Annotated in this window: 18 protein-coding genes; 4 read left to right on the forward strand and 14 right to left on the reverse strand. The window is 66.8% G+C overall.

What is annotated here, in order from left to right:
- The first annotated feature begins 73 nt into the window (after positions 1 to 73).
- From SD196_RS16095 to SD196_RS16105, 3 genes are all read left to right on the forward strand, one after another.
- On the forward strand, positions 74 to 1,465 hold the full coding sequence (locus SD196_RS16095) for a GntP family permease (RefSeq protein WP_331319770.1): 1,392 nt from the start codon (positions 74 to 76) through the stop codon (positions 1,463 to 1,465).
- Between the two features lie 202 nt (positions 1,466 to 1,667).
- Positions 1,668 to 2,438 (forward strand): 3-hydroxybutyrate dehydrogenase, encoded by a 771-nt coding sequence (locus tag SD196_RS16100; RefSeq protein ID WP_416310418.1) that lies wholly within the window; start codon positions 1,668 to 1,670, stop codon positions 2,436 to 2,438.
- Positions 2,439 to 2,532: 94 nt separating this feature from the next.
- Positions 2,533 to 4,488 carry an acetoacetate--CoA ligase gene (locus tag SD196_RS16105; RefSeq protein ID WP_416310419.1) on the forward strand — a complete coding sequence of 652 codons (1,956 nt, stop codon included), beginning with the start codon at positions 2,533 to 2,535 and terminating at the stop codon, positions 4,486 to 4,488.
- Between the two features lie 221 nt (positions 4,489 to 4,709).
- On the opposite strand, the gene pcaC is transcribed toward SD196_RS16105, so the two are convergent.
- The 9 genes from pcaC to SD196_RS16150 all read right to left on the reverse strand — a co-directional run bounded on the left by pcaC (position 4,710) and on the right by SD196_RS16150 (position 13,112).
- Positions 4,710 to 5,108 carry a 4-carboxymuconolactone decarboxylase gene (gene pcaC / locus SD196_RS16110; protein ID WP_370599529.1) on the reverse strand — a complete coding sequence of 133 codons (399 nt, stop codon included), beginning with the start codon at positions 5,106 to 5,108 and terminating at the stop codon, positions 4,710 to 4,712.
- A gap of 102 nt (positions 5,109 to 5,210) precedes the next feature.
- On the reverse strand, positions 5,211 to 5,999 hold the full coding sequence (gene pcaD, locus SD196_RS16115; protein ID WP_416310420.1) for a 3-oxoadipate enol-lactonase: 789 nt from the start codon (positions 5,997 to 5,999) through the stop codon (positions 5,211 to 5,213).
- 10 nt (positions 6,000 to 6,009) lie between these two features.
- Entirely contained in the window at positions 6,010 to 7,320 is a 1,311-nt protein-coding gene (locus SD196_RS16120; protein WP_416311750.1) for a 3-carboxy-cis,cis-muconate cycloisomerase, read from the reverse strand.
- A 192-nt stretch (positions 7,321 to 7,512) separates the two neighbouring features.
- A complete protein-coding gene (pcaF, locus tag SD196_RS16125; RefSeq protein WP_275611483.1) occupies positions 7,513 to 8,718 on the reverse strand; it encodes a 3-oxoadipyl-CoA thiolase in 1,206 nt (401 codons plus the stop codon).
- The gene (locus SD196_RS16130; RefSeq protein ID WP_416310421.1) at positions 8,715 to 9,497 is read right to left on the reverse strand and encodes a CoA-transferase subunit beta; all 783 of its coding nucleotides are present in this window, start codon (positions 9,495 to 9,497) and stop codon (positions 8,715 to 8,717) included. Before SD196_RS16130 ends, pcaF begins: the two co-directional genes overlap by 4 nt.
- A complete protein-coding gene (locus SD196_RS16135; RefSeq protein ID WP_275611481.1) occupies positions 9,497 to 10,345 on the reverse strand; it encodes a CoA transferase subunit A in 849 nt (282 codons plus the stop codon). Before SD196_RS16135 ends, SD196_RS16130 begins: the two co-directional genes overlap by 1 nt.
- 359 nt (positions 10,346 to 10,704) lie before the next feature.
- Positions 10,705 to 11,637, reverse strand: coding sequence for a catechol 1,2-dioxygenase (catA, locus tag SD196_RS16140; protein WP_416310422.1), 933 nt, complete (start codon positions 11,635 to 11,637; stop codon positions 10,705 to 10,707).
- Between the two features lie 47 nt (positions 11,638 to 11,684).
- A complete protein-coding gene (catC, locus tag SD196_RS16145; protein WP_015477003.1) occupies positions 11,685 to 11,975 on the reverse strand; it encodes a muconolactone Delta-isomerase in 291 nt (96 codons plus the stop codon).
- Positions 11,976 to 11,990: 15 nt separating this feature from the next.
- Positions 11,991 to 13,112, reverse strand: coding sequence for a muconate cycloisomerase family protein (locus SD196_RS16150; RefSeq protein WP_331319777.1), 1,122 nt, complete (start codon positions 13,110 to 13,112; stop codon positions 11,991 to 11,993).
- Between the two features lie 148 nt (positions 13,113 to 13,260).
- Here SD196_RS16150 and SD196_RS16155 point away from each other — a divergent pair, with 148 nt between their 5' ends.
- Positions 13,261 to 14,133: a LysR family transcriptional regulator gene (locus SD196_RS16155; RefSeq protein WP_331319778.1), complete on the forward strand. Its 873-nt coding sequence runs from the start codon at positions 13,261 to 13,263 to the stop codon at positions 14,131 to 14,133.
- 18 nt (positions 14,134 to 14,151) lie between these two features.
- Here SD196_RS16155 and SD196_RS16160 read toward each other — a convergent pair whose 3' ends face one another.
- From SD196_RS16160 to benA, 5 genes are all read right to left on the reverse strand, one after another.
- Complete coding sequence (locus SD196_RS16160) at positions 14,152 to 14,925, reverse strand: 1,6-dihydroxycyclohexa-2,4-diene-1-carboxylate dehydrogenase (RefSeq protein ID WP_416310423.1); 774 nt, start codon at positions 14,923 to 14,925, stop codon at positions 14,152 to 14,154.
- A 12-nt stretch (positions 14,926 to 14,937) separates the two neighbouring features.
- On the reverse strand, positions 14,938 to 16,266 hold the full coding sequence (locus SD196_RS16165) for an MFS transporter (RefSeq protein ID WP_416310424.1): 1,329 nt from the start codon (positions 16,264 to 16,266) through the stop codon (positions 14,938 to 14,940).
- 151 nt (positions 16,267 to 16,417) lie between these two features.
- Complete coding sequence (benC, locus tag SD196_RS16170; RefSeq protein ID WP_416310425.1) at positions 16,418 to 17,431, reverse strand: benzoate 1,2-dioxygenase electron transfer component BenC; 1,014 nt, start codon at positions 17,429 to 17,431, stop codon at positions 16,418 to 16,420.
- A 78-nt stretch (positions 17,432 to 17,509) separates the two neighbouring features.
- On the reverse strand, positions 17,510 to 17,995 hold the full coding sequence (benB, locus tag SD196_RS16175) for a benzoate 1,2-dioxygenase small subunit (protein WP_416310426.1): 486 nt from the start codon (positions 17,993 to 17,995) through the stop codon (positions 17,510 to 17,512).
- Positions 17,995 to 19,362: a benzoate 1,2-dioxygenase large subunit gene (benA, locus tag SD196_RS16180; RefSeq protein WP_416310427.1), complete on the reverse strand. Its 1,368-nt coding sequence runs from the start codon at positions 19,360 to 19,362 to the stop codon at positions 17,995 to 17,997. The genes benB and benA overlap by 1 nt, the downstream gene beginning before the upstream one ends.
- Between the last annotated feature and the right edge of the window lie 99 nt (positions 19,363 to 19,461).

The following is a 19,461-nucleotide window of genomic DNA, read 5'->3' on the forward strand; positions in this document are numbered from 1 at the left end:
TGATCGTCAGGCAATCCCACTACAACAAGAATGACGCGCGGCTCGGAGCCGCGCGACAACTGGAGATACTTCGATGAGCGTGGTCATCGCCCTCGCGGCCCTTGCCCTGCTGATGCTCGCGGCCTACCGCGGCTACAGCGTGATCCTCTTCGCCCCCATCGCCGCGCTGCTGGCAGTGCTGCTGACCGACCCGTCCGCCGTGGCGCCGGCCTTCACCGGCGTGTTCATGGAGAAGATGGTCGGCTTCGTCAAACTCTACTTCCCGGTGTTCCTGCTCGGCGCGGTGTTCGGCAAGCTCATCGAGCTGTCGGGCTTCTCGCGCTCCATCGTCGCCGCCGCCATCCGCCTGCTCGGCACCAGCCAGGCAATGCTGGTGATCGTGCTGGTCTGCGCCCTGCTCACCTACGGCGGCGTGTCGCTGTTCGTGGTGGTGTTCGCGGTTTACCCCTTCGCTGCCGAGATGTTCCGCCAGAGCGACATTCCCAAGCGGCTGATCCCGGCGACCATCGCCCTGGGTGCGTTCAGCTTCACCATGGACGCCCTGCCCGGCACCCCGCAGATCCAGAACATCATCCCCACTGCCTTCTTCAACACCACCGGCTGGGCCGCGCCCTGGCTGGGGCTGATCGGCAGCCTGTTCGTCTTCACCGTGGGCATGCTGTTCCTGCGCCGCCAGGCAGGCAAGGCGCGCGCCGCCGGCGAAGGTTACGGCACCGAGCTGCGCAACGAGCCGGAAACCGCCGACGACATCAAGCTGCCCAACCCACTGCTGGCGCTCTCGCCACTGGTGCTGGTGGGCGTCGCCAACCTGCTGTTCACCCACTGGATTCCCCAGGTCTACGGCAAGACCCACAGCCTGCAACTGGCCGGCATGGCCGCGCCGGTGGCCAGCGACGTGGCCAAGCTGACCGGCATCTGGGCGGTCCAGGCGGCGCTGCTGCTGGGCATCCTGCTGGTGCTGGTGAGCAGCTTCGCGGTGATTCGCAGCAAGATTGCCGAGGGCAGCAAGACCGCCGTGTCCGGCGCACTGCTGGCGGCCATGAACACGGCGTCGGAATACGGCTTCGGCGCGGTCATCGCCTCGCTGCCGGGCTTCCTGGTGCTGGCCGATGCGCTGAAGAAAATCCCCGATCCGCTGGTCAACGAAGCGATTACCGTCACCAGCCTGGCCGGCATCACCGGCTCGGCGTCGGGCGGCATGAGCATCGCCCTGGCCGCCATGTCCGAGCAGTTCATCGCCGCCGCCCACGCCGCCAACATCCCGTTGGAAGTGCTGCATCGGGTCGCCGCCATGGCCTCCGGCGGCATGGACACCTTGCCGCACAACGGCGCGGTGATCACCCTGCTCGCGGTCACCGGCCTGACCCACCGCGAAGCCTACAAGGACATCTTCGCCATCACCCTGATCAAGACCCTCGCGGTGTTCGTGGTGATAAGCACCTTCTACGCCACCGGGATCGTCTGAGAATCCGCTTGTGGCTAGCTGCGCGTCGGCATAACTGCGTCAAAAGCAGGCGATGACTGCTCATTGACTACACGTCAACTCCGCGTCCTCGCCTGCTTTTTCCTTGTTCTGCTCTAGCTCGCAAGGCCACAAACGAATTCTGGGCAGCCCTATGAATTGATAGTCGCAGCAATGCGAGCAACCCGTTCCAGAGGAGATTTGCATGACACTCAAGGGCAAGACCGCACTGGTCACCGGCTCCACCAGCGGCATCGGACTGGGCATCGCCGCGCGGCTCGCGCAGGCGGGCGCCAACGTGGTGGTCAACGGCTTTGGCGACATCGACGCGGCCGTGCGCGAACTGTCGGTACACGGCACGCGCATCGGCCACCACGGCGCGGACATGGCGCTGCCGGAACAGATCGCCGAGATGATCGCCTACGTCGAGCGCGACTTCGGCGGCCTCGACATCCTGGTCAACAACGCCGGCATCCAGCACGTCGCGGCGCTGGAGGACTTCCCCGTGGAACGCTGGAACGCGATCATCGCCATCAACCTCTCCTCGGTGTTCCACACCACGCGCCTGGCGCTGCCGGGCATGCGCCAGCGCGGCTGGGGACGCATCCTCAACATCGCCTCGACCCACGGCCTGGTCGCCTCCGCCGGCAAGAGCGCCTACGTGGCCGCCAAGCACGGGGTGATCGGGCTGACCAAGACCACCGCCCTGGAAACCGCCACTACGGCCATCACCTGCAACGCCATCTGCCCCGGCTGGGTGCTGACGCCGCTCGTCCAACAGCAGATCGATGCGCGCCTCGCCGCCGGCGCCAGCCCGGAGCAGGCGCGCCACGACCTGCTGGCGGAAAAGCAGCCGTCGCTGGAGTTCGTCACCGCCGACCAGCTCGGCGAACTGGCACTATTCTTGTGTAGTGAGGCCGCCGCGCAGGTCCGGGGCGCAGCCTGGAACATGGATGGTGGCTGGATCGCGCAATGACCTGAGGGTTCCTACGGCGCTTCGTGACATGATGCGTAGGCACCGTCCGTCGGCGGTGCCCTTCGCCCACAAGAACCAGCTGGAGTCGTAGTCGATGAACCAGGCGCTCTGGAGCCCCTCCCCCGAACGCATCGCCGCCACCCGCATGGACGCCTTCCGACGCAAGGTGGCGCAGGAGCACGGGCTGGACCTTCCCGACTACGGCGCCCTGCATGCCTGGAGCATCACCGAGCGCGAGGCGTTCTGGCTGGCCATCGTCGATACTTTCGGCGTGCAGTTCCACGAAGCGCCCAGCGCAGTGCTCGAAGAAGGTCCGGAGATGCCCGATGCGCACTGGTTCCCCGGCGCCACGCTGAACTTCGCCGAACACCTGCTGCGCCGCCGCGATCATCACCCCGCGCTGATCGCCATCAGCGAGGACGAACAGCGCGAGGTGCTCAGCCATGCCGACCTGGCCGCCCAGGTCGCCGGCCTGCAGCTGGCCCTGCGCGAGGCCGGCGTGGGCGTCGGCGACCGTGTCGCGGCCTTCATGCCCAACACCTGGCAGACGGTGGTCGGCATGCTCGCCACCACCAGCCTGGGCGCCACCTGGTCGAGCTGCTCGCCGGACTTCGGCACCCAGGGGGTCATCGACCGCTTCGGCCAGATCGAACCCAAGGTGCTGATCGCCTGTGCCGGTTACCGCTACGCCGGCAAGACCCTGGACCTGACCGCCAAGCTCAACGAAATCCTCGCCCAGCTGCACAGCCTGGAACAGCTGGTGATCGTCCCCTACGCCCGCCCCGACGCGCGGCCGGGCGACTATCTGACCCTGGCCCGGGTCGACCTCTGGCAGGACTTCTACCAACCCGGCGGCGAACCCGTGTTCACCCCGGTGCCCTTCGACCACCCGCTGTACATCCTGTACTCCTCCGGTACCACCGGCGTGCCCAAGTGCATTGTCCACGGCACCGGCGGCGTGCTGCTGCAGCACCTGAAGGAACACGGCCTGCACGCCGACCTGGGAGCGAACGACACGCTGTTCTACTACACCACCTGCGGCTGGATGATGTGGAACTGGCTGGTCTCGGGCCTGGCCCAGGGCGCAAGCCTGGTGCTCTACGATGGCTCGCCCTTCCACCCCGGCCCGGAGCGGCTGATCGACCTGATCGATGCCGAGGGCATCAGCGTCTTCGGCACCAGCGCCAAGTACATCGCCGCGCTGGAAAAAGCCAACGTGCGGCCGCGCCAGACCCATTCGCTGGAGCGCCTGAAAGCCATTCTCTCCACCGGTTCGCCCCTGGCCCACGAGAGCTTCGACTACGTCTATCGCGACATCAAACCCGACCTCTGCCTGTCGTCGATTTCCGGTGGCACCGACATCGTCTCCTGCTTCGCCCTGGGCAACCCCGCCGCGCCGGTGTGGCGTGGCGAACTGCAGTGCAAGGGGCTTGGGATGGCGGTCGAGGTCTGGGATGACGCCGGCAGGCCGGTGCGAGGCGAGAAAGGCGAGCTGGTCTGCGTGCGGCACTTCCCGTCGATCCCGGTGGGCTTCTGGAACGACGAGAACAACGAGAAGTTCCTCGATGCCTACTTCGCCACCTTCCCCGGCGTCTGGGCCCACGGCGACTATGCCGAGGAAACCGAGCACGGCGGCCTGGTGATCCACGGCCGCTCGGATGCCGTGCTCAACCCCGGCGGCGTGCGCATCGGCACCGCGGAAATCTACCGCCAGGTGGAGAAGATCGAGCAGGTGCTGGAGTCCATCGCCATCGGCCAGGACTGGCAGGGCGACGTGCGCGTGGTGCTGTTCGTGCGCCTGCGCGAAGGCGTCGTGCTGGACGATGCCTTGCAGGAACGCATCCGCCAGACCATCCGCGCCAACACCACGCCGCGCCATGTGCCGGCAAAGATTCTGGAAGTGACGGACATTCCGCGCACGTTGAGCGGCAAGATCGTCGAACTGGCGGTGCGCAACGTGGTGCACGGCCGACCGGTGAAGAACACCGATGCGCTGGCCAATCCGCAGGCGCTGGAGCTGTTCAGGGATCGGAAGGAGTTGGACAGCTAGAGGACTTCATCCAGGCCAATCGTAGGGCGTACAACCGTTCGCGGTTGTACGCCGATACACCTGTCTCATCGCTCACTTCATGGTCGAGCTTGGCCAATGGCCCCCAGCTCAACCTTGAGCGAGACAGGATCAAGGCCAATCGGCGTATAACGCGGAGCGTTATACGCCATACGGGAACAGCGCCGCCCGAATGCGTGGTCCGGGCGGCGCCTGCGCGGACGTCAGGCGTCGTCCAGCGACTCGGTGCCCAGCTCGTCCCATACCGCCTCGGCGAGGTGGAAAGTGGCATTGGCGGCCGGGATGCCGCAGTAGATTGCACTCTGCAGCAGCACTTCCTTGATCTCCTCGCGACTCACGCCGTTGTTGCGCGCAGCACGCAGGTGCAGCTTGAGTTCGCCTTCGCGGTTCATGCCGATGAGCATGGCGATGGTGATCAGGCTGCGGGTATGGCGCGGCAGGCCGGGGCGGGTCCAGATATCACCCCAGGCGTGGCGGGTGATCATTTCCTGGAATTCCTCGTTGAAGGCAGTGCGATTCTGCAGGCTGCGGTCGACGTGGGCATCGCCCAGCACCGCGCGGCGGACCTGCATGCCGGCTTCGTAGCGTTCTTTTTCGTCCATCTCAAACTCCAAATCGGAACCTTGTAGGAGCGAGCTTGCTCGCGAACGAACCCGGCTGCCGGGCCAGGTTCGCGAGCAAGCTCGCTCCTACACACAAAGCGTTCAGGCGCGCAGGAAAGTCAGCACGCGCTGGCTGAAGGCATCGCCGGCCTGCACGTTGGACAGGTGCGCGGCGCGCAGCTCCACCAGTTCCGCACCGGGAATGCGCGCCTGCAGGAAGCGGCCGTCCTCGGTAGTGGTCACCGGGTCGGCGGCGCCGCAGACCACCAGGGTCGGCGCGGTGATCGCACCGATCTCACCACGGAAATCAGCATCGCGAACGGCCGCGCAGTTGGCGGCGTAACCTTCCGGCGAAGTCTGCGCCAGCATGCCGACAATGGGCGCGACCTTGCCCGGCTGGCCTTCCGCAAAGTCAGCGGTGAACCAGCGCGAGATCGACGCATCGCGCAGGTTGCGCATGGCCTCGGCACCGCCGCTGAGCACGGTTTCGATGCGCGGGTTCCAGACTTCCGGGGTGCCGATCTTGGCGGCGGTGTTGCACAGCACCAGGCGCGAGAGGCGCTCCGGCGCATGGATGCCCAGCCACTGGCCGATCAGGCCGCCCATGGACAGGCCGCAGAAATGCGCGCGCGGGATATCCAGCGCATCCAGCAGGGCCAGCACGTCGCGGCCGTTCTGCTCGATGCTGTAGGGGCCGGGGGTGACCAGCGAGGCGCCGTGGCCGCGGGTGTCATAGCGCAGCACACGGAAGTGTTCGGTGAAGGCCGGGATCTGCGCGTCCCACATGTGCAGGTCGGTGCCCAGGGAGTTGGAGAGCACCAGCACCGGAGCGCCGGCGGGTCCTTCAAGCAGGTAATTCAGGTCGCCATCGGCGAGACGTACGGCAGGCATGCAAAGGCTCCTATCGCAAAACTTGGTTATGTTCGGCCAGCGCGCGCTCGACCCAGCGGCGCGCCTGGCCCAGGTAATGGGCGGGATCGAGCAGGCGATCCAGTTCCTCGACATCGAACTGAGCGGCAACCTCTGCGTTGGCGCCGAGCACCTCGCGCAGGTGCGCGACCTCCTTCACCGCCTGCTTGCAGCATTGCTCCACCAGATGGTGCGCGGCGTCGCGGCCGATGCGCTGGGCCAGGGCGATGCTCACAGCTTCGGCGAGCACCAGCCCGCGAGTGAGGTCGAGGTTCTCCAGCATGCGCTGGGCATCCACTTCCAGCCCCGGCACCAGCACCAGCGCCTGTTGCAGCGCGCCGGATACTAAGCAGCACAGCTCCGGCAGGCTTTCCCATTCGGCGTGCCACAGGCCGAGGCTGCGCTCATGTTCCTGGGGCATCGCGGAGAACAGGGTCGCGACCAGTCCCGGCGCGCGGGTGGCTGCGCCGATCAGCACGGCGGCACCCACCGGATTGCGCTTGTGCGGCATGGTGGACGAACCACCCTTGCCCGGTGCGGAAGGCTCGAAGACTTCGCCGGCCTCGGTCTGCATCAGCAGGCTGAGGTCGCGGCCCAGCTTGCCGAGGCTGCCGGCGATCAGGCCGAGCAGGCTGGCGAACTCCACCAGGCGGTCGCGCTGGGTGTGCCAGGGTTGCTCGGGCAGTTGCAGGTTCAGCTCCTGCGCCAGCGCTTCGGCCACGGCGAAGCCCTGGTCGCCGAGCGCGGCAAGGCTGCCGGAGGCGCCGCCGAATTGCAGGCATAGCAGGCGCGGCTTGAGTTCGTTCAGACGCTGGCGATGACGGGTGATCGCGCCCAGCCAGCCGGCGATCTTCATGCCGAGGGTGACGGGCGTGGCGTGCTGTAGCCAGGTGCGGCCGACCATGGGCGTGCCGGCGTGGGCTTTGGCTTGGGTGGCGAGTGCATCGGCCAACTGGGCGAGGTCGCTTTCCAGCACTTCGATGGCGGCGCGCAGTTGCAGGACCAATCCGCTGTCCATCGCGTCCTGGCTGGTGGCGCCCAGATGGACGTAGCGCTCGGCTTCGGCGTCTTCGCTAGCGATGCGCTTGCCCAGCGCCTTCACCAGCGGAATCGCGGAATTGCCGGCGCTGCAGATGGCCTCGGCCAGGGCGTCGAAATCGTAGAGTTCGGCTCGGCAGGCGGCGGCGATGGGCGCCACGGCGCTGGCCGGTATCACACCGACACGGGCCTCGGCACGGGCCAGCGCGGCCTCGAAGTCGAGCATGCCCTGCACCCGGCCGTGGTCGCTGAAGATCGCGCGCATGGCGGGCTGGGTGAAGTAGGCGTCGAACAGGTGGTTGGTGCTCACTGGGCGGCTCCGGAGATCGGCGGCTTGGTCGGGACAGTATGGCGTGTTGGACGGCCCTCACCCCAGCCCTCTCCCAGAGGGAGAGGGAGCCGTCTGCTGCAGCAAGATAATTCAGCGCAGGGACGGCCGGAGGTGAACCTGTAGGAGCTATACGCGCTCGACGACCAGCGCCACACCCTGCCCTACGCCCACGCACATGGTGCACAGGCCGAACTTACCGCCAGTCTTCTGCAACTGGTGCACGGCCGTCAGCACCAGGCGCGCGCCGCTGGCACCCAGCGGATGGCCGAGGGCGATGGCGCCGCCGTTGGGGTTCACCCGCGCGTCGTCATCGGCGATGCCGAGTTCGCGGGTCACCGCCAGGCCCTGTGCGGCGAAGGCTTCGTTCAGCTCGATGACGTCGAACTGATCGACCGACAGGTTCAGGCGCTCCAGCAGCTTGCGTACCGCCGGGACCGGGCCGATGCCCATCACGCGCGGGGCGACGCCGGCGCTGGCCATGCCGAGCACTTTCGCGCGCGGCGTCAGACCGTGCTTCTTCACGGCTTCGGCGCTGGCGAGGATCAGCGCGACAGCGCCGTCATTCACGCCCGAAGCGTTGCCGGCGGTGACGGTCTTGCCTTCGCCGTTGACCGGCTTCAGCTTGGCCAGCGCTTCCAGCGTGGTGTCCGGGCGCGGGTGTTCGTCGGTATCGACAACGGTCTCGCCCTTGCGCCCCTTGATCACCACCGGGACGATTTCCTCGGCGAAGTAACCGGAAGCCTGGGCGACGCCAGCGCGCTGCTGGCTGCGCAGGGAGAAGGCGTCCTGGTCGGCACGATTGACCTGGTAGTCGTCGGCCACGTTGTCGGCGGTCTGCGGCATGGCATCCACACCGTACTGGGCTTTCATCAGCGGATTGATGAAGCGCCAGCCGATGGTGGTGTCCTCGATCTTCTGGCCGCGGCCAAAGGCGCTGTCGGCCTTGCCCATCACGTAGGGCGCGCGGGACATGGACTCGACGCCGCCGGCGATGACCAGCTCGGCCTCGCCGCTGGCGATGGCGCGGAAGGCGGTGCCTACCGCGTCCAGGCCCGAGGCGCAGAGGCGGTTGAGGGTCACACCCGGCACGCTTTCCGGCAGGCCCGCCAGCAGCAGCGCCATGCGTGCCACGTTGCGGTTGTCCTCGCCAGCCTGGTTGGCGCAGCCGAGGTAGACCTCGTCCAGCGCAGCCCAGTCGACCTGCGGGTTGCGCTCCACCAGTGCCTTCACCGGCACGGCGGCGAGGTCATCGGCACGTACGCCGGAGAGCGAGCCGCCGAAGCGGCCGATGGGCGTACGTACGGCATCGCAGATGAAGACGTCGCGGCTCATTCCTCACCTCCCAATTGGCCGTGGGCGGCCGCGGTGCGAGCTTCCAGGGCGCGCAGGGCTTCGAGCTCGACGTCGGTCGGTGCGACGGTCTCGGCCACCTGCTCGGCAAAGCGGATCGCCCAGCCGGTGTTCTCGATCACCTGCTCGCGGGTCACGCCCGGGTGCAGCGAGGTGACGATGAATTCGTTGCTGCCGGCTTCCGGCTCCATGATGCAGAGGTCGGTGATGATCGCCACCGGGCCCTTGCCCGGCAGGCCAAGCTGCTGGCGGTGGTCGCCGCCCTCGCCGAAGCCAACCGAGGTGATGAAGGCCAGCTTGTCGACGAAGGTGCGGTGGGACTGCTTGAGGATGATCAGCACTTCCTTGGCGGAACCGGCGATCTCCGGCGCGCCGCCGGCGCCGGGCAGGCGAACTTTCGGCTTGTGGTAGTCGCCGATGACGGTGGTGTTGATGTTGCCGAAGCGGTCGACCTGGGCGGCGCCGAGGAAGCCGACGTCGATGCGTCCGCCCTGCAGCCAGTAGCGGAAGATCTCACCGGTGGGCACCACGGTGTCGGCGGTTTCGGCCAGCTCGCCGTCACCGATGGACAGCGGCAGCACGCTGGGCTTGGCGCCGATGGGGCCGGATTCGTAGATCAGGACCACGTCAGGCGATGCGGTCAGGCGCGCGAGGTTGGCGGCCTTGGACGGCAGGCCGATGCCGACGAAGCAGACCGCGCCGTTCTTCAGGCGGCGGGCGGCGGCCACGGTCATCATTTCATTGGTGCTGTAGGCGCTCATTATTTGCCCTCCGCGAGTTTGGCTCGGAACTCGCTGAAATCTTTCGTGCCGCGGATGTAGGTATCGATCCAGGCGTTGAAGGTGTCGCGGTCGCGGGCGATCGGGTCCCAGGCCTGGTAGAAGCGGTTGTCGCGCTCGGAGTAGCCATGGGCGTAGGACGGATGCGAACCACCGGGCACCAGGCAGACGGCGGACAGCGCCCAGGTCGGCAACACGCAGGCGTTCATCGGCGCGTTGAGGTCGTCGACGATTTCTTCCACGGTGACGATGCAGCGCTTGGCGGCCAGGGCGGCTTCCTTCTGCACGCCGAGGATGCCCCACAGCAGCACATTGCCCTTGCGGTCGGCCTTCTGCGCGTGGATCACGGTGACGTCCGGGCGCACCGAAGGCACCGCGGCCAGTTGCTCGCCGGTGAACGGACAGTTGATGAACTTGATGTTCGGGTTGACCTTCGGCAGGTCGGAGCCGGCGTAGGCGCGCAGCACGGCGAACGGCAGGCCCGAGGCGCCGGCGACGTAGGAGTTGGCGAGGTCGGCGTGGCTGTGCTCGTCGATCTCAAGCTCGCGCGGCCAGCCCTTCTCCACCGCGTCACGCAGGCGATGCAGCGAACCGACGCCGGGGTTGCCGCCCCAGGAGAAGGTCAGCTTGCGCACGCAGCCGGCGCCGATCAGCAGGTCGTAGACCAGGTCGGGCGTCATGCGCACCAGGTGCAGGTCTTTCTTGCCCTGGCGGATCAGCTCGTGGGAGGCGGCGGTGGGGATCAGGTGGGTGAAGCCTTCGAGGGCAACGGTGTCGCCATCGTGGACGAAGCGCTCGACCGCTTCGCGGAGAGTCAGGAGTTCAGCCATTTTCGGTCTCGTTCTGGTGGTCTGTGCCGATGGGAAAACACTACCGTCGGGGGGATGGGCGAACAATGCGATAATCGACTATTGGTGCGAATATCGAACACTTCTCTTAGGGGGCTAACGGACCTCCACTCGCTCGGTGGCAACCCCAAAACGTAGGAGCGGACTCCGTCCGCGATAGCCCCGAGCACAAGAGCATCGCGGACGGAGTCCGCTCCTACGGGTGTTCCGGGTGGGCGTGGCGCTATCGGCGGGCGGATCTGTTGTAGGAGCGAGCTTGCTCGCGAACCCGCCCAGCACCGGAGCGGCCGTATAGCTTGGTTCGCGAGCAAGCTCGTTACAGGGTCAGCACCGCGCGGGACTCACGCTTCCTGCAGCGCGCGGGGACGGTTGCTGCGGTCTTCGGCGTCGGCGGAAACGGCCTGCTGCAGCTGGAAGTCGAACTCGATCTCGGCAAAGTGCCCTTCCACACCGCGTTCCTTGGCGGCGGCCGCGTCCTCGACGAAACGTACCTCGCCGATCAGCCCGTCACGGGTGGCGTAGGCGAAGTCGTCCCACAGGTACTGGTCGCCGGCAAGGTTGATCTGCGTGGTCAGGTGGCGATGCCCCGGCGCGGAGATGAAGAAGTGGATGTGCGCCGGACGCTGGCCGTGACGACCGAGCTGGTTCAGCAGTTCCTGGGTCGGACCGTCCGGCGGGCAGCCGTAGCCGCTAGGCACGATGCTGCGCGCCTTGTAGCGGCCTTCGGCGTCGGTGACGATGCGGCGGCGCAGGTTGTACTCGGATTGGGTGCTGTCGAAGTACGAGTAGGTACCCTGGGTGTTGGCGTGCCAGAGGTCGACCACCGCACCCGCCAGCGGTTTGCCTTGCGGATCGAACACGCGGCCGGAGAGGAACATCACGGTGCCGGCGTCCTGGCCGTCGTCCATGCGCGCTTCGCCTTCGGACAACGGTGCGCCGGCCACGTACAGCGGGCCTTCGATGGTACGCGGGGTGCCGCCGCCGATGCCGGCGGCGGCATCCTGGGCGTCCAGCAGCAGGTCGAGGTAGTGCTCGATACCCAGGCCGGCAACGACCAGGCCGGCTTCCTGGCGGGCGCCGAGGCGGTTGAGGTAATCCACGGCTTTCCAGAACTCGTCGGGGGTGACATTCATGTCTTCGATGAGCCTGGCGGTGTCCTGCAGGATGCGCAGGACGAGGTTCTTCACGCGCGGGTTGCCCTGATCGTTCAGGGCGCCGCTGGCTTCTTCGAAGAACTTCTGGATGTCGGCAGTGTGGGAAATCTTCACGGTCATGATGCGGTCCTCAAGTCTTGTTCTTGTCGAGTCGTACGGATCGAAAATCAGCGGTCGTCAGCGTGGATCGAGGACGGATGGCGGCAGAGCCCGTCGACCTCGATGTCCATGTAGGGGAACAGCGGCAGCTGCATCAGGGTGTCGTGCAGCTCCTCGACGCTGGCGAGGTCGAACACGCTGTAGTTGGCGTAGTGCCCGGCGATGCGCCACAGGTGGCGCCACTTGCCCTCGCGCTGCAGGCGCTGGGCCAGTTCCTTCTCGTCGGCCTTGAGCTGGGCGGCCTTGGCCGGGTCCATGTCGACGGGCAATTTCACGGTCATCTTCACGTGGAACAGCATTGGGATTTTCCTCCGTTAGTGGCGGGCGAAATGCTTCAGGCGCTCCTCGTCGAGCGTCAGGCCCAGGCCGGGTGTGCGCGGCACGTGCAGCTGGAAGTCGCGGTAAACCGGCGGCTCGGTGACGATTTCTTCGGTGAGCAGCAGCGGCCCGAACAGCTCCGTGGCCCAGGTGAGTTTTTCCAGGGTGAGGAAGGCATGGGCCGAGGCCAGGGTGCCGACCGCGCCCTCGAGCATGGTGCCGCCGTAAAGCGCGATGCCGGCCGCCTCGGCGATCTGCGCAGTGCGCAGCACGGCGCGCGGGCCGCCGTTCTTGGCGATCTTCAGGGCGAAGATGCTGGCAGCGCCGTCGGCGGCGAGGCTGAAGGCATCGGCTACGCTCTCGATGGATTCGTCGGCCATGACCGGCGCCGGACTGCGCTGGTTCAGGCGCACCTGGCCGCTGCGGTTGATGCGCGAGATGGGCTGTTCGATCAGGTCGATGCCGTTCTCGCCCAGCACCTGGCAGCCACGAATGGCCTGGGATTCGTCCCAGCCCTGGTTGACGTCCACGCGCACGCTGGCGCGCTCGCCCAGGGCCTTCTTGATCGCCACCACGTGCTTGAGGTCCTGATCCAGCGGGTTGGCGCCGATCTTCAGCTTGAAGATGCGGTGACGGCGAATGTCCAGCATCTGCTCGGCTTCGGCGATGTCGCGGGCGGTGTCGCCGGAGGCCAGGGTCCAGGCCACTTCCAGGCTGTCGCGCACGCGGCCGCCAAGCAGCTCGCTGACCGGCAGGCCCAGGCGCTTGCCCTGGGCGTCGAGCAGCGCAGTTTCCACCGCCGAGCGGGCGAAGGTGTTGCCCTTGATCGCCTTGTCCAGGCGCTGCATGCAGGCGTTGATGTTGCTGGCATCCTGGCCCTTGAGCAGCGGCGCGAAGTGCGCGTCGAGGTTGGCCTTGATGCTTTCCGGGCTCTCGTTGCCGTAGGCCAGGCCGCCGATGGTGGTGGCTTCGCCGATGCCTTCGACGCCGTCGGAGCAGCGCAGGCGGAGGATCACCAGCGTCTGCTGCTGCATGGTGTGCATGGCCAGCTTGTGCGGGCGGATGGTCGGCAGGTCGACGATGATCGACTCGATGCGTTCGATGACGGGGCTACTCATGGACGGCGTTCCGTTCTGGGATTGCTGGATGAATCGGGCAGCGCACTGGCGATACCCGGAAGGTCTATTCACGGTTGAAGAAGGATTGCGCTGGGCCGTGCGGCCAGTCCAATATCGTTGCCATCTTGTTGCATACCCTGGAGGTATCATGGAGCTGAGACACCTGCGCTACTTCCGTGAAGTGGCCGGCACCCTCAACTTCACCCGCGCCGCCGAGCGCCTGCACATCGCCCAGCCGCCGCTGAGCCGGCAGATCCAGCAGCTGGAAGAACTGCTCGGCGTGCCTTTGCTGGAACGCGGTCGCCCGCTGCGCTTGACCGACGCCGGACGCTACTTCCACGAGCAGACCGGCACCCTGCTGGCACAGCTGGAGAGCATCTGCGAGAGCACCCGGCGCATCGGCCGAGGCGAGCGCCAGTGGTTCGGCATCGGCTTCGCGCCCTCGACGCTGTACGACGGCCTGCCTGAGCTGATCCGCGAGCTGCGCGGCGACGCCGGGCTGGAGCTGGGCCTGCAGGAAATGACCACGGTGCAACAGGTCGAGGCGCTGAAAAGCGGGCGCATCGACATCGGCTTCGGGCGCATCCGCATCGACGATGCGGCCATCACCCAGCAGGTCCTGCGCGAGGAACCGATGGTCGTGGTGCTGCCTGCCGGACACCGTCTGCTCGGTGCGCCGCTGAGCCTGGAGCAGTTGGCCGGCGAGGATTTCGTGCTCTACCCCGCCAACCCGCGCCCGAGCTACGCCGACCACGTGCTGGCGCTGTTCGCCAACCACGGCCTGAGCGTGCGCGTCAGCCAGTGGACCAACGAATTGCAGACCGCCATCGGCCTGGTCGCCGCCGGCCTGGGCGTGGCGCTGGTACCGGCCTCGGTGCAGCAACAGCACCGCGCCGACATCGGCTACGCCACACTGACCGACGCCGAGGCGGTCTCGCCGATCATCCTCAGCCAGCGCCGCGGCGACGTCAGCGCGCCGCTGCAACGCTGCCTGCAGCTGATCGGCGCGAGCCTGCCCTGAGCGGTTCATGGCGGCGCCTCAGCCCAGGTCGCCGCCACCCACCGGCAGGGTCACGCCGGTGATGTAGCTGGCTTCGTCGGAGGCAAGGAAGAGGATCGCGCCGACCTGTTCGTCGATGGTCCCGTAGCGCTTCATCAGGCTGCTGCTGACGGTCTGGTCGACGATCTGCTGGTACCACTCCTTCTCCTGCTCACTCTGTTGCGCGGTATTGCGCGGAATGCGCCGGGGCGGCGCCTCAGTGCCGCCGGGTGCGGTGGCGTTCACCCGTACGCCGCGCTCAGCGGTCTCGAAGGCCAGGCAGGCGGTCAGCGCGTTCACCCCGCCTTTCGCCGCGCCATAGGGCACGCGGTTCACCCCGCGGGTGGCGATGGAGGAGACGTTGACAATGGCACCGGCGCCCTGCTCCAGCATCGGCACCAGCGCCGCGCGGCAGCACCAGAGCGTGGGGAACAGCGAGCGGCGCACCTCGGCTTCGATTTCCTCTTCGGCATAGTGCTCGAAGGGTTTGGCCCAGATGGTGCCGCCGACGTTGTTGATGAGGATGTCGAGGCGGCCGAAGCGCGCGAGCGCCTGCCCGACCACGCCCTGGCAGTCGGCGAAGCGCTCCAGGTCGGCGGTCAGGGTAAGGACTTCGCCGTGCTGGCCGAGGGTGTCCTGCAGTTCATGGACGATCTCGGAGCGGTCCACGGCGATGACCTTGGCGCCCTCTTCCACCAGCCGCTCGGCGACGCGCCGGCCGATACCCTGGGCGGCGCCGGTGACGAGGGCGATCTTGTTGTCGAAACGGGACATGATGTTCTCCTTTCAATGCGCAGCCACGAGGCCGCCCGAAGGCTTCTCGCTGCCGCGTATGAGGGCCACGGCGACCAGCGCCAGCAGCAGGGGGACGGCCAATGCCAGATAGAAGCCGGCGACGCCGCCCCATTCGAGGAAGGTTCCGCCCAGGGCCGAACCGATGATGGCGCCCACGCGGCCCAGGCCGATGGCCCAGCCGGTGGCAGTGGCGCGCAGGCTGGTCGGGTACGCGGAAACCACCAGGTAGTTGAGGGCGATCTGCTGCCCGCCGATGCCCAGGCCCGCGGCGCCCGCCAGCAGGAACACCAGCGCCCAGTTGTCACCGCTCAAGGACAGGCCGAGGCTGACCAGCACGCCGAGGGCGAACAGGCCGAGCAGCACGTTGCGGGTATTCAGGCGCGGCAGCAGGATCGACAGCGGGATGGCGCAGAGGATGAACACCGCGTTGACCGTGACGGTGCCCAGCGGCGCCTGTTGCACCGGCAGGCCGGCAGTCTTCAGCACGGTGGGCAGCCAGGAGAGGAACATGAACCAGGCCACCCAATTGAACAGGTAGGTCAGCCACACGGCGAGGGTGTTGCGTGCCAGCCCCGGCCCGAACAGGGCACGTACGCTGGTGCGGGTGGCGGCTTCCGGTACGCTGAAGCGCACGTCTTCGGCGAGCGGCCGCGAACTGATGCGCGCGAGAATACGGCGTACCTGCGCCGTCTCGCCCGAGCGGGTGGCGAGGAACTGCAGCGATTCCGGCAGCGCAAAGTACAGCCCTGCCAGCAGCGCCAACGGCAGCAGCCCGCCGGCGAGGAAGATGCCCTGCCAGCCGATCAGCGGCATGACCTGGGCGGCGAGCAGCCCGCCAAGCATGGCGCCGGCCGGTAGGCCCAGTAGGATGCCGGTGACGATGGCGCCGCGCAGGCGCGCTGGGCCGTACTCGGAAGCCAGCGCCAGCAGCACGGGCGTGGCGCCGCCCATGCCGAGGCCGGCAAGGAAGCGCAGCACGAGGATCTGCTCGGCACTGGTGGCGAAGGCTGTGGCCAGCGTGGCGAGGGCGAACAGCGCCACCGCGCCCATGACGCTGGGACGACGGCCGAAGCGGTCGCCGAACAGACCCAGCGCCATGGCGCCCAGGGCCATGCCGACGATTCCGGCACTGAGGATCGGCGCCAGGCCGCCGGTGGACAGCTTCAGGGTCTCGATGATCGCCGGGCCGGTATAGGCAATGGCCTGGGTATCGAAGCCATCGAAGATGGCGACCAGGAAACACAGGACAAACACCCGCCACTGGAAGGAACTCAAAGCGGCGTGATCTATCACGTCGGGTATGTTGCACGTCTGGCTCATGGGGTCTCCGCTGCGAGGGCGATGCCTCGCTGATTGTTGTTATTCAGGCCCGGTCAGGGCCCAACCCGGAGGCTAGGGCGCGGTGGCGTGTAGGAAAAATACTTTGTCGGCATGCCTGCATACCCACCGGGTATGCAGGCGCGTTCCGGGCTCAAGCGGCGCTGGCCGCAAACTTCTCGTAATAGAAATTCGCCGGCGTGATGCCCTGCTCGCGGATGTACTGGCTCACCGCCTCGACCATCGGCGGCGGGCCGCAGAGGTAGAGGTCCACCTCGCCGTCGTTCAGGTGCGCGGGCTCGATGTGCTGGGTGACATAGCCCTTGCGCGGGTAGCTGCTCTCCGGGCTGGCCACGCAGGCGCTCCAGGTGAAGTTGGGGATGCGCGCGGCGAAGGCTTCCAGGCGATCCATTTCCACCAGGTCGAAATCGTGAGTGACGCCGTAGATCAGGTGCAGCGGATGCTCGCTGCCACGTTCGGCGATCTGTTCGAGCATCGCGGTGAAAGGCGCCAGCCCCGTACCGCCGGCCAGCAGCAACAGCGGGCGCTTGATCTCGCGCAGGTAGAAGCTGCCCAGCGGGCCGGCCAGGGTCATGGCGTCGCCGGCCTTGGCCAGGCCAGTGAGGAAGCTGCTCATCCGCCCGCCCGGCACGTTGCGGATCAGGAAGCTGACTTCGCCGTCCTTCTGCAGCGAGCTGAAGGAATAGGCGCGGGTCTGTTCGCTGCCGGGCACCTGCAGATTGACGTACTGCCCGGGCAGGAAGGCCAGCTTGCTCAGGGCTTCGCCCTTGATCGACAGCGAAATGGTGCTCTCGGACAGCTGGCGCACCGCGCTGATGCTGGCCTCGAAACTGCCCTGGGCGGTCTTGCAGACCTGCGAGGAAGCCGGCACGCGCACCACGCAGTCGCTCTGCGCGCGCATCTGGCAGGTGAGTACGTAGCCCTGCGCGGCTTCATCCTCGGTCAGCGCGTCCTCGATGTAGTCCTGGCCCAGATCGTAGCGACCGGCTTCGGCGAAGCACTTGCAGGTGCCGCAGGCGCCGTCGCGGCAATCCAGCGGGATATTGATGCCCTGGCGGTAGGCCGCATCGGCCACGGTTTCGCTGGGACTGGCGTCGATGAAGCGGGTAACGCCGTCTTCGAAGTTAAGGGCGATCTTGTGGTTCATGGCGTGCACCTCGGCGCCGCGCAGGCAGCGTCGCGCGCGGCGAATCCACGCGCGCGACGCACTGCCCTGCCGGCTTGATCAGATGTGATAGATGTCGATGACTTGCCGTACGTAGTCGTTCTTCAACACGACCTTCTTCGCCTTCACCAATGGCTGCTCGCCACGCACGTCGAGGGTGTAGAAGCTGGTGCCGAAGTAGCTGTCGACCGTCTTGTAGCGGAAGCTCAGGGTGTGCCAGTTGAAGCGCACCTGGCACAGGCCGTTTTCCTCGCCCAGCACCTCGATGTTGCTCAGGTTGTGCGAGGTGCGGGTGTCCGGGAGAGTCGCGCTGGAGCGCTCGGTCTTGATGCGGAACACGCGGTCTTCCAGGCCGCCCCGGCTGCCGTACCAGATCAGCGAGATCTCCCGCTGCGGGTCTTCGGTGAGCTGGTCGCGGTCGTCCCAGGAGGGCATCCAGAAAGTGGCGTCGGCGGCGTACAGTTCCAGCCAGGCGTCCCAGTCCTTGTCATCCAGGTAACGGGCTTCGCGATAGAGAAAGTCGCGGACGGTCTCGTAGCGGCTCATCACACGCCCTCCTCTTTCAGCGCGATGCGGTTGGCCTGCTCGGCGGCCAGCGCGTCGATCATGGTCTGCTGCCAATACTGGTGCTGCAGCACGAACAGGCCTTCGTCCTCGGTGCGCACGCCGGAGAGCGCCGGCGCCAGGTCGATTTCCCGTGCCGCATCGTCGGCGCCCTGCACCCAATGTTTCGCCCCGCGCGACATGTCGTTCCAGCCGCCGGCACTGCCCTGGTAGGCCTGCTGGCAGGAGCGGAATTCCTCCAGGTCGTCCGGCGTGGCCATGCCGCTGACGTTGAAGAAGTCCTCGTACTGGCGGATACGCTGGGCGCGCGCCTCGTCGCTCTCGCCCTTGGGCGCGATGCAGTAGATGGTGATCTCGGTGCGGTTGACGTCGATGGGCCGCGCGATGCGGATCTGCGAGCTGAACTGGTCCATCAGGTAGACGTTGGGGTACAGGCAGAGGTTGCGCGAATTGCCGATCATCCAGTCAGCGCGGGCCTGGCCGTGGTCGCGGGCCAGCTCGTCGCGGCGCTCGAACGCCGGGCGCGCCTCGGGGTTGGCCCAGCGGGTCCAGAGCAGCAGGTGGCCGTGGTCGAAGGAGTAGAAACCGCCACCCTGCTTGGCCCAGCCGCCGGCGCTCATGGTCTTCACTTCCTCGCCCGCCTCGCGCTGCTGGCGCTGGTTCTGGGTGGCGGCATAGTTCCAGTGCACGGAGCTGACGTGGTAGCCGTCGGCACCGTTCTCGGCGGTGAGCTTCCAGTTGCCTTCGTAGATGTAGCTGGAGGAACCGCGCAGCACTTCCAGGCCTTCGGGGGACTGGTCGACGATCATGTCGATGATCTTCGCCGACTCGCCCAGATGCTCCACCAGCGGCTTGACGTCGGCCTTCAGGCTGCCGAAGAGAAAGCCGCGGTAGGACTCGAAGCGCGCCACCTTGGTCAGGTCGTGGGAGCCTTCACAGTTGAAGCCTTCCGGGTAGCCGGCCTCGGCCGGGTCCTTGACCTTGAGCAGCTTGCCGGAGTTGTTGAAGGTCCAGCCATGGAACGGGCAGGTGTAGCTGGAGCGGTTGCCGGACTTGTGCCGGCAGAGCATGGCACCCTTGTGGCTGCAGGCGTTGAGGAAGGCGTTGAGCACGCCGTCCTTGTTGCGCGCGATGAAGATCGACTGGCGGCCGATCATGGTCGTCAGGAAGTCGTTCTTCTCGGGGATCTGGCTTTCATGGGCGAGGTAGACCCAGTTGCCTTCGAAGATGTGCTTCATCTCCAGGTCGAACAGGCGCGGGTCGGTGAACATCTCCCGCCGGCAGCGGTAGACGCCCTTCTCGGGGTCTTCTTCGAGCAGCGAACGCAAGTAGTCGATACCCAGGGACATGGCCGGGGCCTCCGTTGTTATTGTTCAGGCAGGCTCAGGTTAGGGCTGGGTTGGCGGGGGCAATATCCGCTTTGTGCAGAGTGCTATCCAGTTTCTGCA

Source organism: Pseudomonas macauensis (assembly GCF_047902425.1).
Classification (GTDB): Bacteria; Pseudomonadota; Gammaproteobacteria; order Pseudomonadales; family Pseudomonadaceae; genus Pseudomonas.

Coding starts and splice junctions, on each gene's coding strand:
- SD196_RS16095 (WP_331319770.1), top strand. CDS start 74: ATGAGCGTGGTCATCGCCCTCGCGGCCCTTGCCCTGCTGATGCTCGCG.
- SD196_RS16100 (WP_416310418.1), top strand. CDS start 1,668: ATGACACTCAAGGGCAAGACCGCACTGGTCACCGGCTCCACCAGCGGC.
- SD196_RS16105 (WP_416310419.1), top strand. CDS start 2,533: ATGAACCAGGCGCTCTGGAGCCCCTCCCCCGAACGCATCGCCGCCACC.
- pcaC (WP_370599529.1), bottom strand. CDS start 5,108: ATGGACGAAAAAGAACGCTACGAAGCCGGCATGCAGGTCCGCCGCGCG.
- pcaD (WP_416310420.1), bottom strand. CDS start 5,999: ATGCCTGCCGTACGTCTCGCCGATGGCGACCTGAATTACCTGCTTGAA.
- SD196_RS16120 (WP_416311750.1), bottom strand. CDS start 7,320: ATGCGCGCGATCTTCAGCGACCACGGCCGGGTGCAGGGCATGCTCGAC.
- pcaF (WP_275611483.1), bottom strand. CDS start 8,718: ATGAGCCGCGACGTCTTCATCTGCGATGCCGTACGTACGCCCATCGGC.
- SD196_RS16130 (WP_416310421.1), bottom strand. CDS start 9,497: ATGAGCGCCTACAGCACCAATGAAATGATGACCGTGGCCGCCGCCCGC.
- SD196_RS16135 (WP_275611481.1), bottom strand. CDS start 10,345: ATGGCTGAACTCCTGACTCTCCGCGAAGCGGTCGAGCGCTTCGTCCAC.
- catA (WP_416310422.1), bottom strand. CDS start 11,637: ATGACCGTGAAGATTTCCCACACTGCCGACATCCAGAAGTTCTTCGAA.
- catC (WP_015477003.1), bottom strand. CDS start 11,975: ATGCTGTTCCACGTGAAGATGACCGTGAAATTGCCCGTCGACATGGAC.
- SD196_RS16150 (WP_331319777.1), bottom strand. CDS start 13,112: ATGAGTAGCCCCGTCATCGAACGCATCGAGTCGATCATCGTCGACCTG.
- SD196_RS16155 (WP_331319778.1), top strand. CDS start 13,261: ATGGAGCTGAGACACCTGCGCTACTTCCGTGAAGTGGCCGGCACCCTC.
- SD196_RS16160 (WP_416310423.1), bottom strand. CDS start 14,925: ATGTCCCGTTTCGACAACAAGATCGCCCTCGTCACCGGCGCCGCCCAG.
- SD196_RS16165 (WP_416310424.1), bottom strand. CDS start 16,266: ATGAGCCAGACGTGCAACATACCCGACGTGATAGATCACGCCGCTTTG.
- benC (WP_416310425.1), bottom strand. CDS start 17,431: ATGAACCACAAGATCGCCCTTAACTTCGAAGACGGCGTTACCCGCTTC.
- benB (WP_416310426.1), bottom strand. CDS start 17,995: ATGAGCCGCTACGAGACCGTCCGCGACTTTCTCTATCGCGAAGCCCGT.
- benA (WP_416310427.1), bottom strand. CDS start 19,362: ATGTCCCTGGGTATCGACTACTTGCGTTCGCTGCTCGAAGAAGACCCC.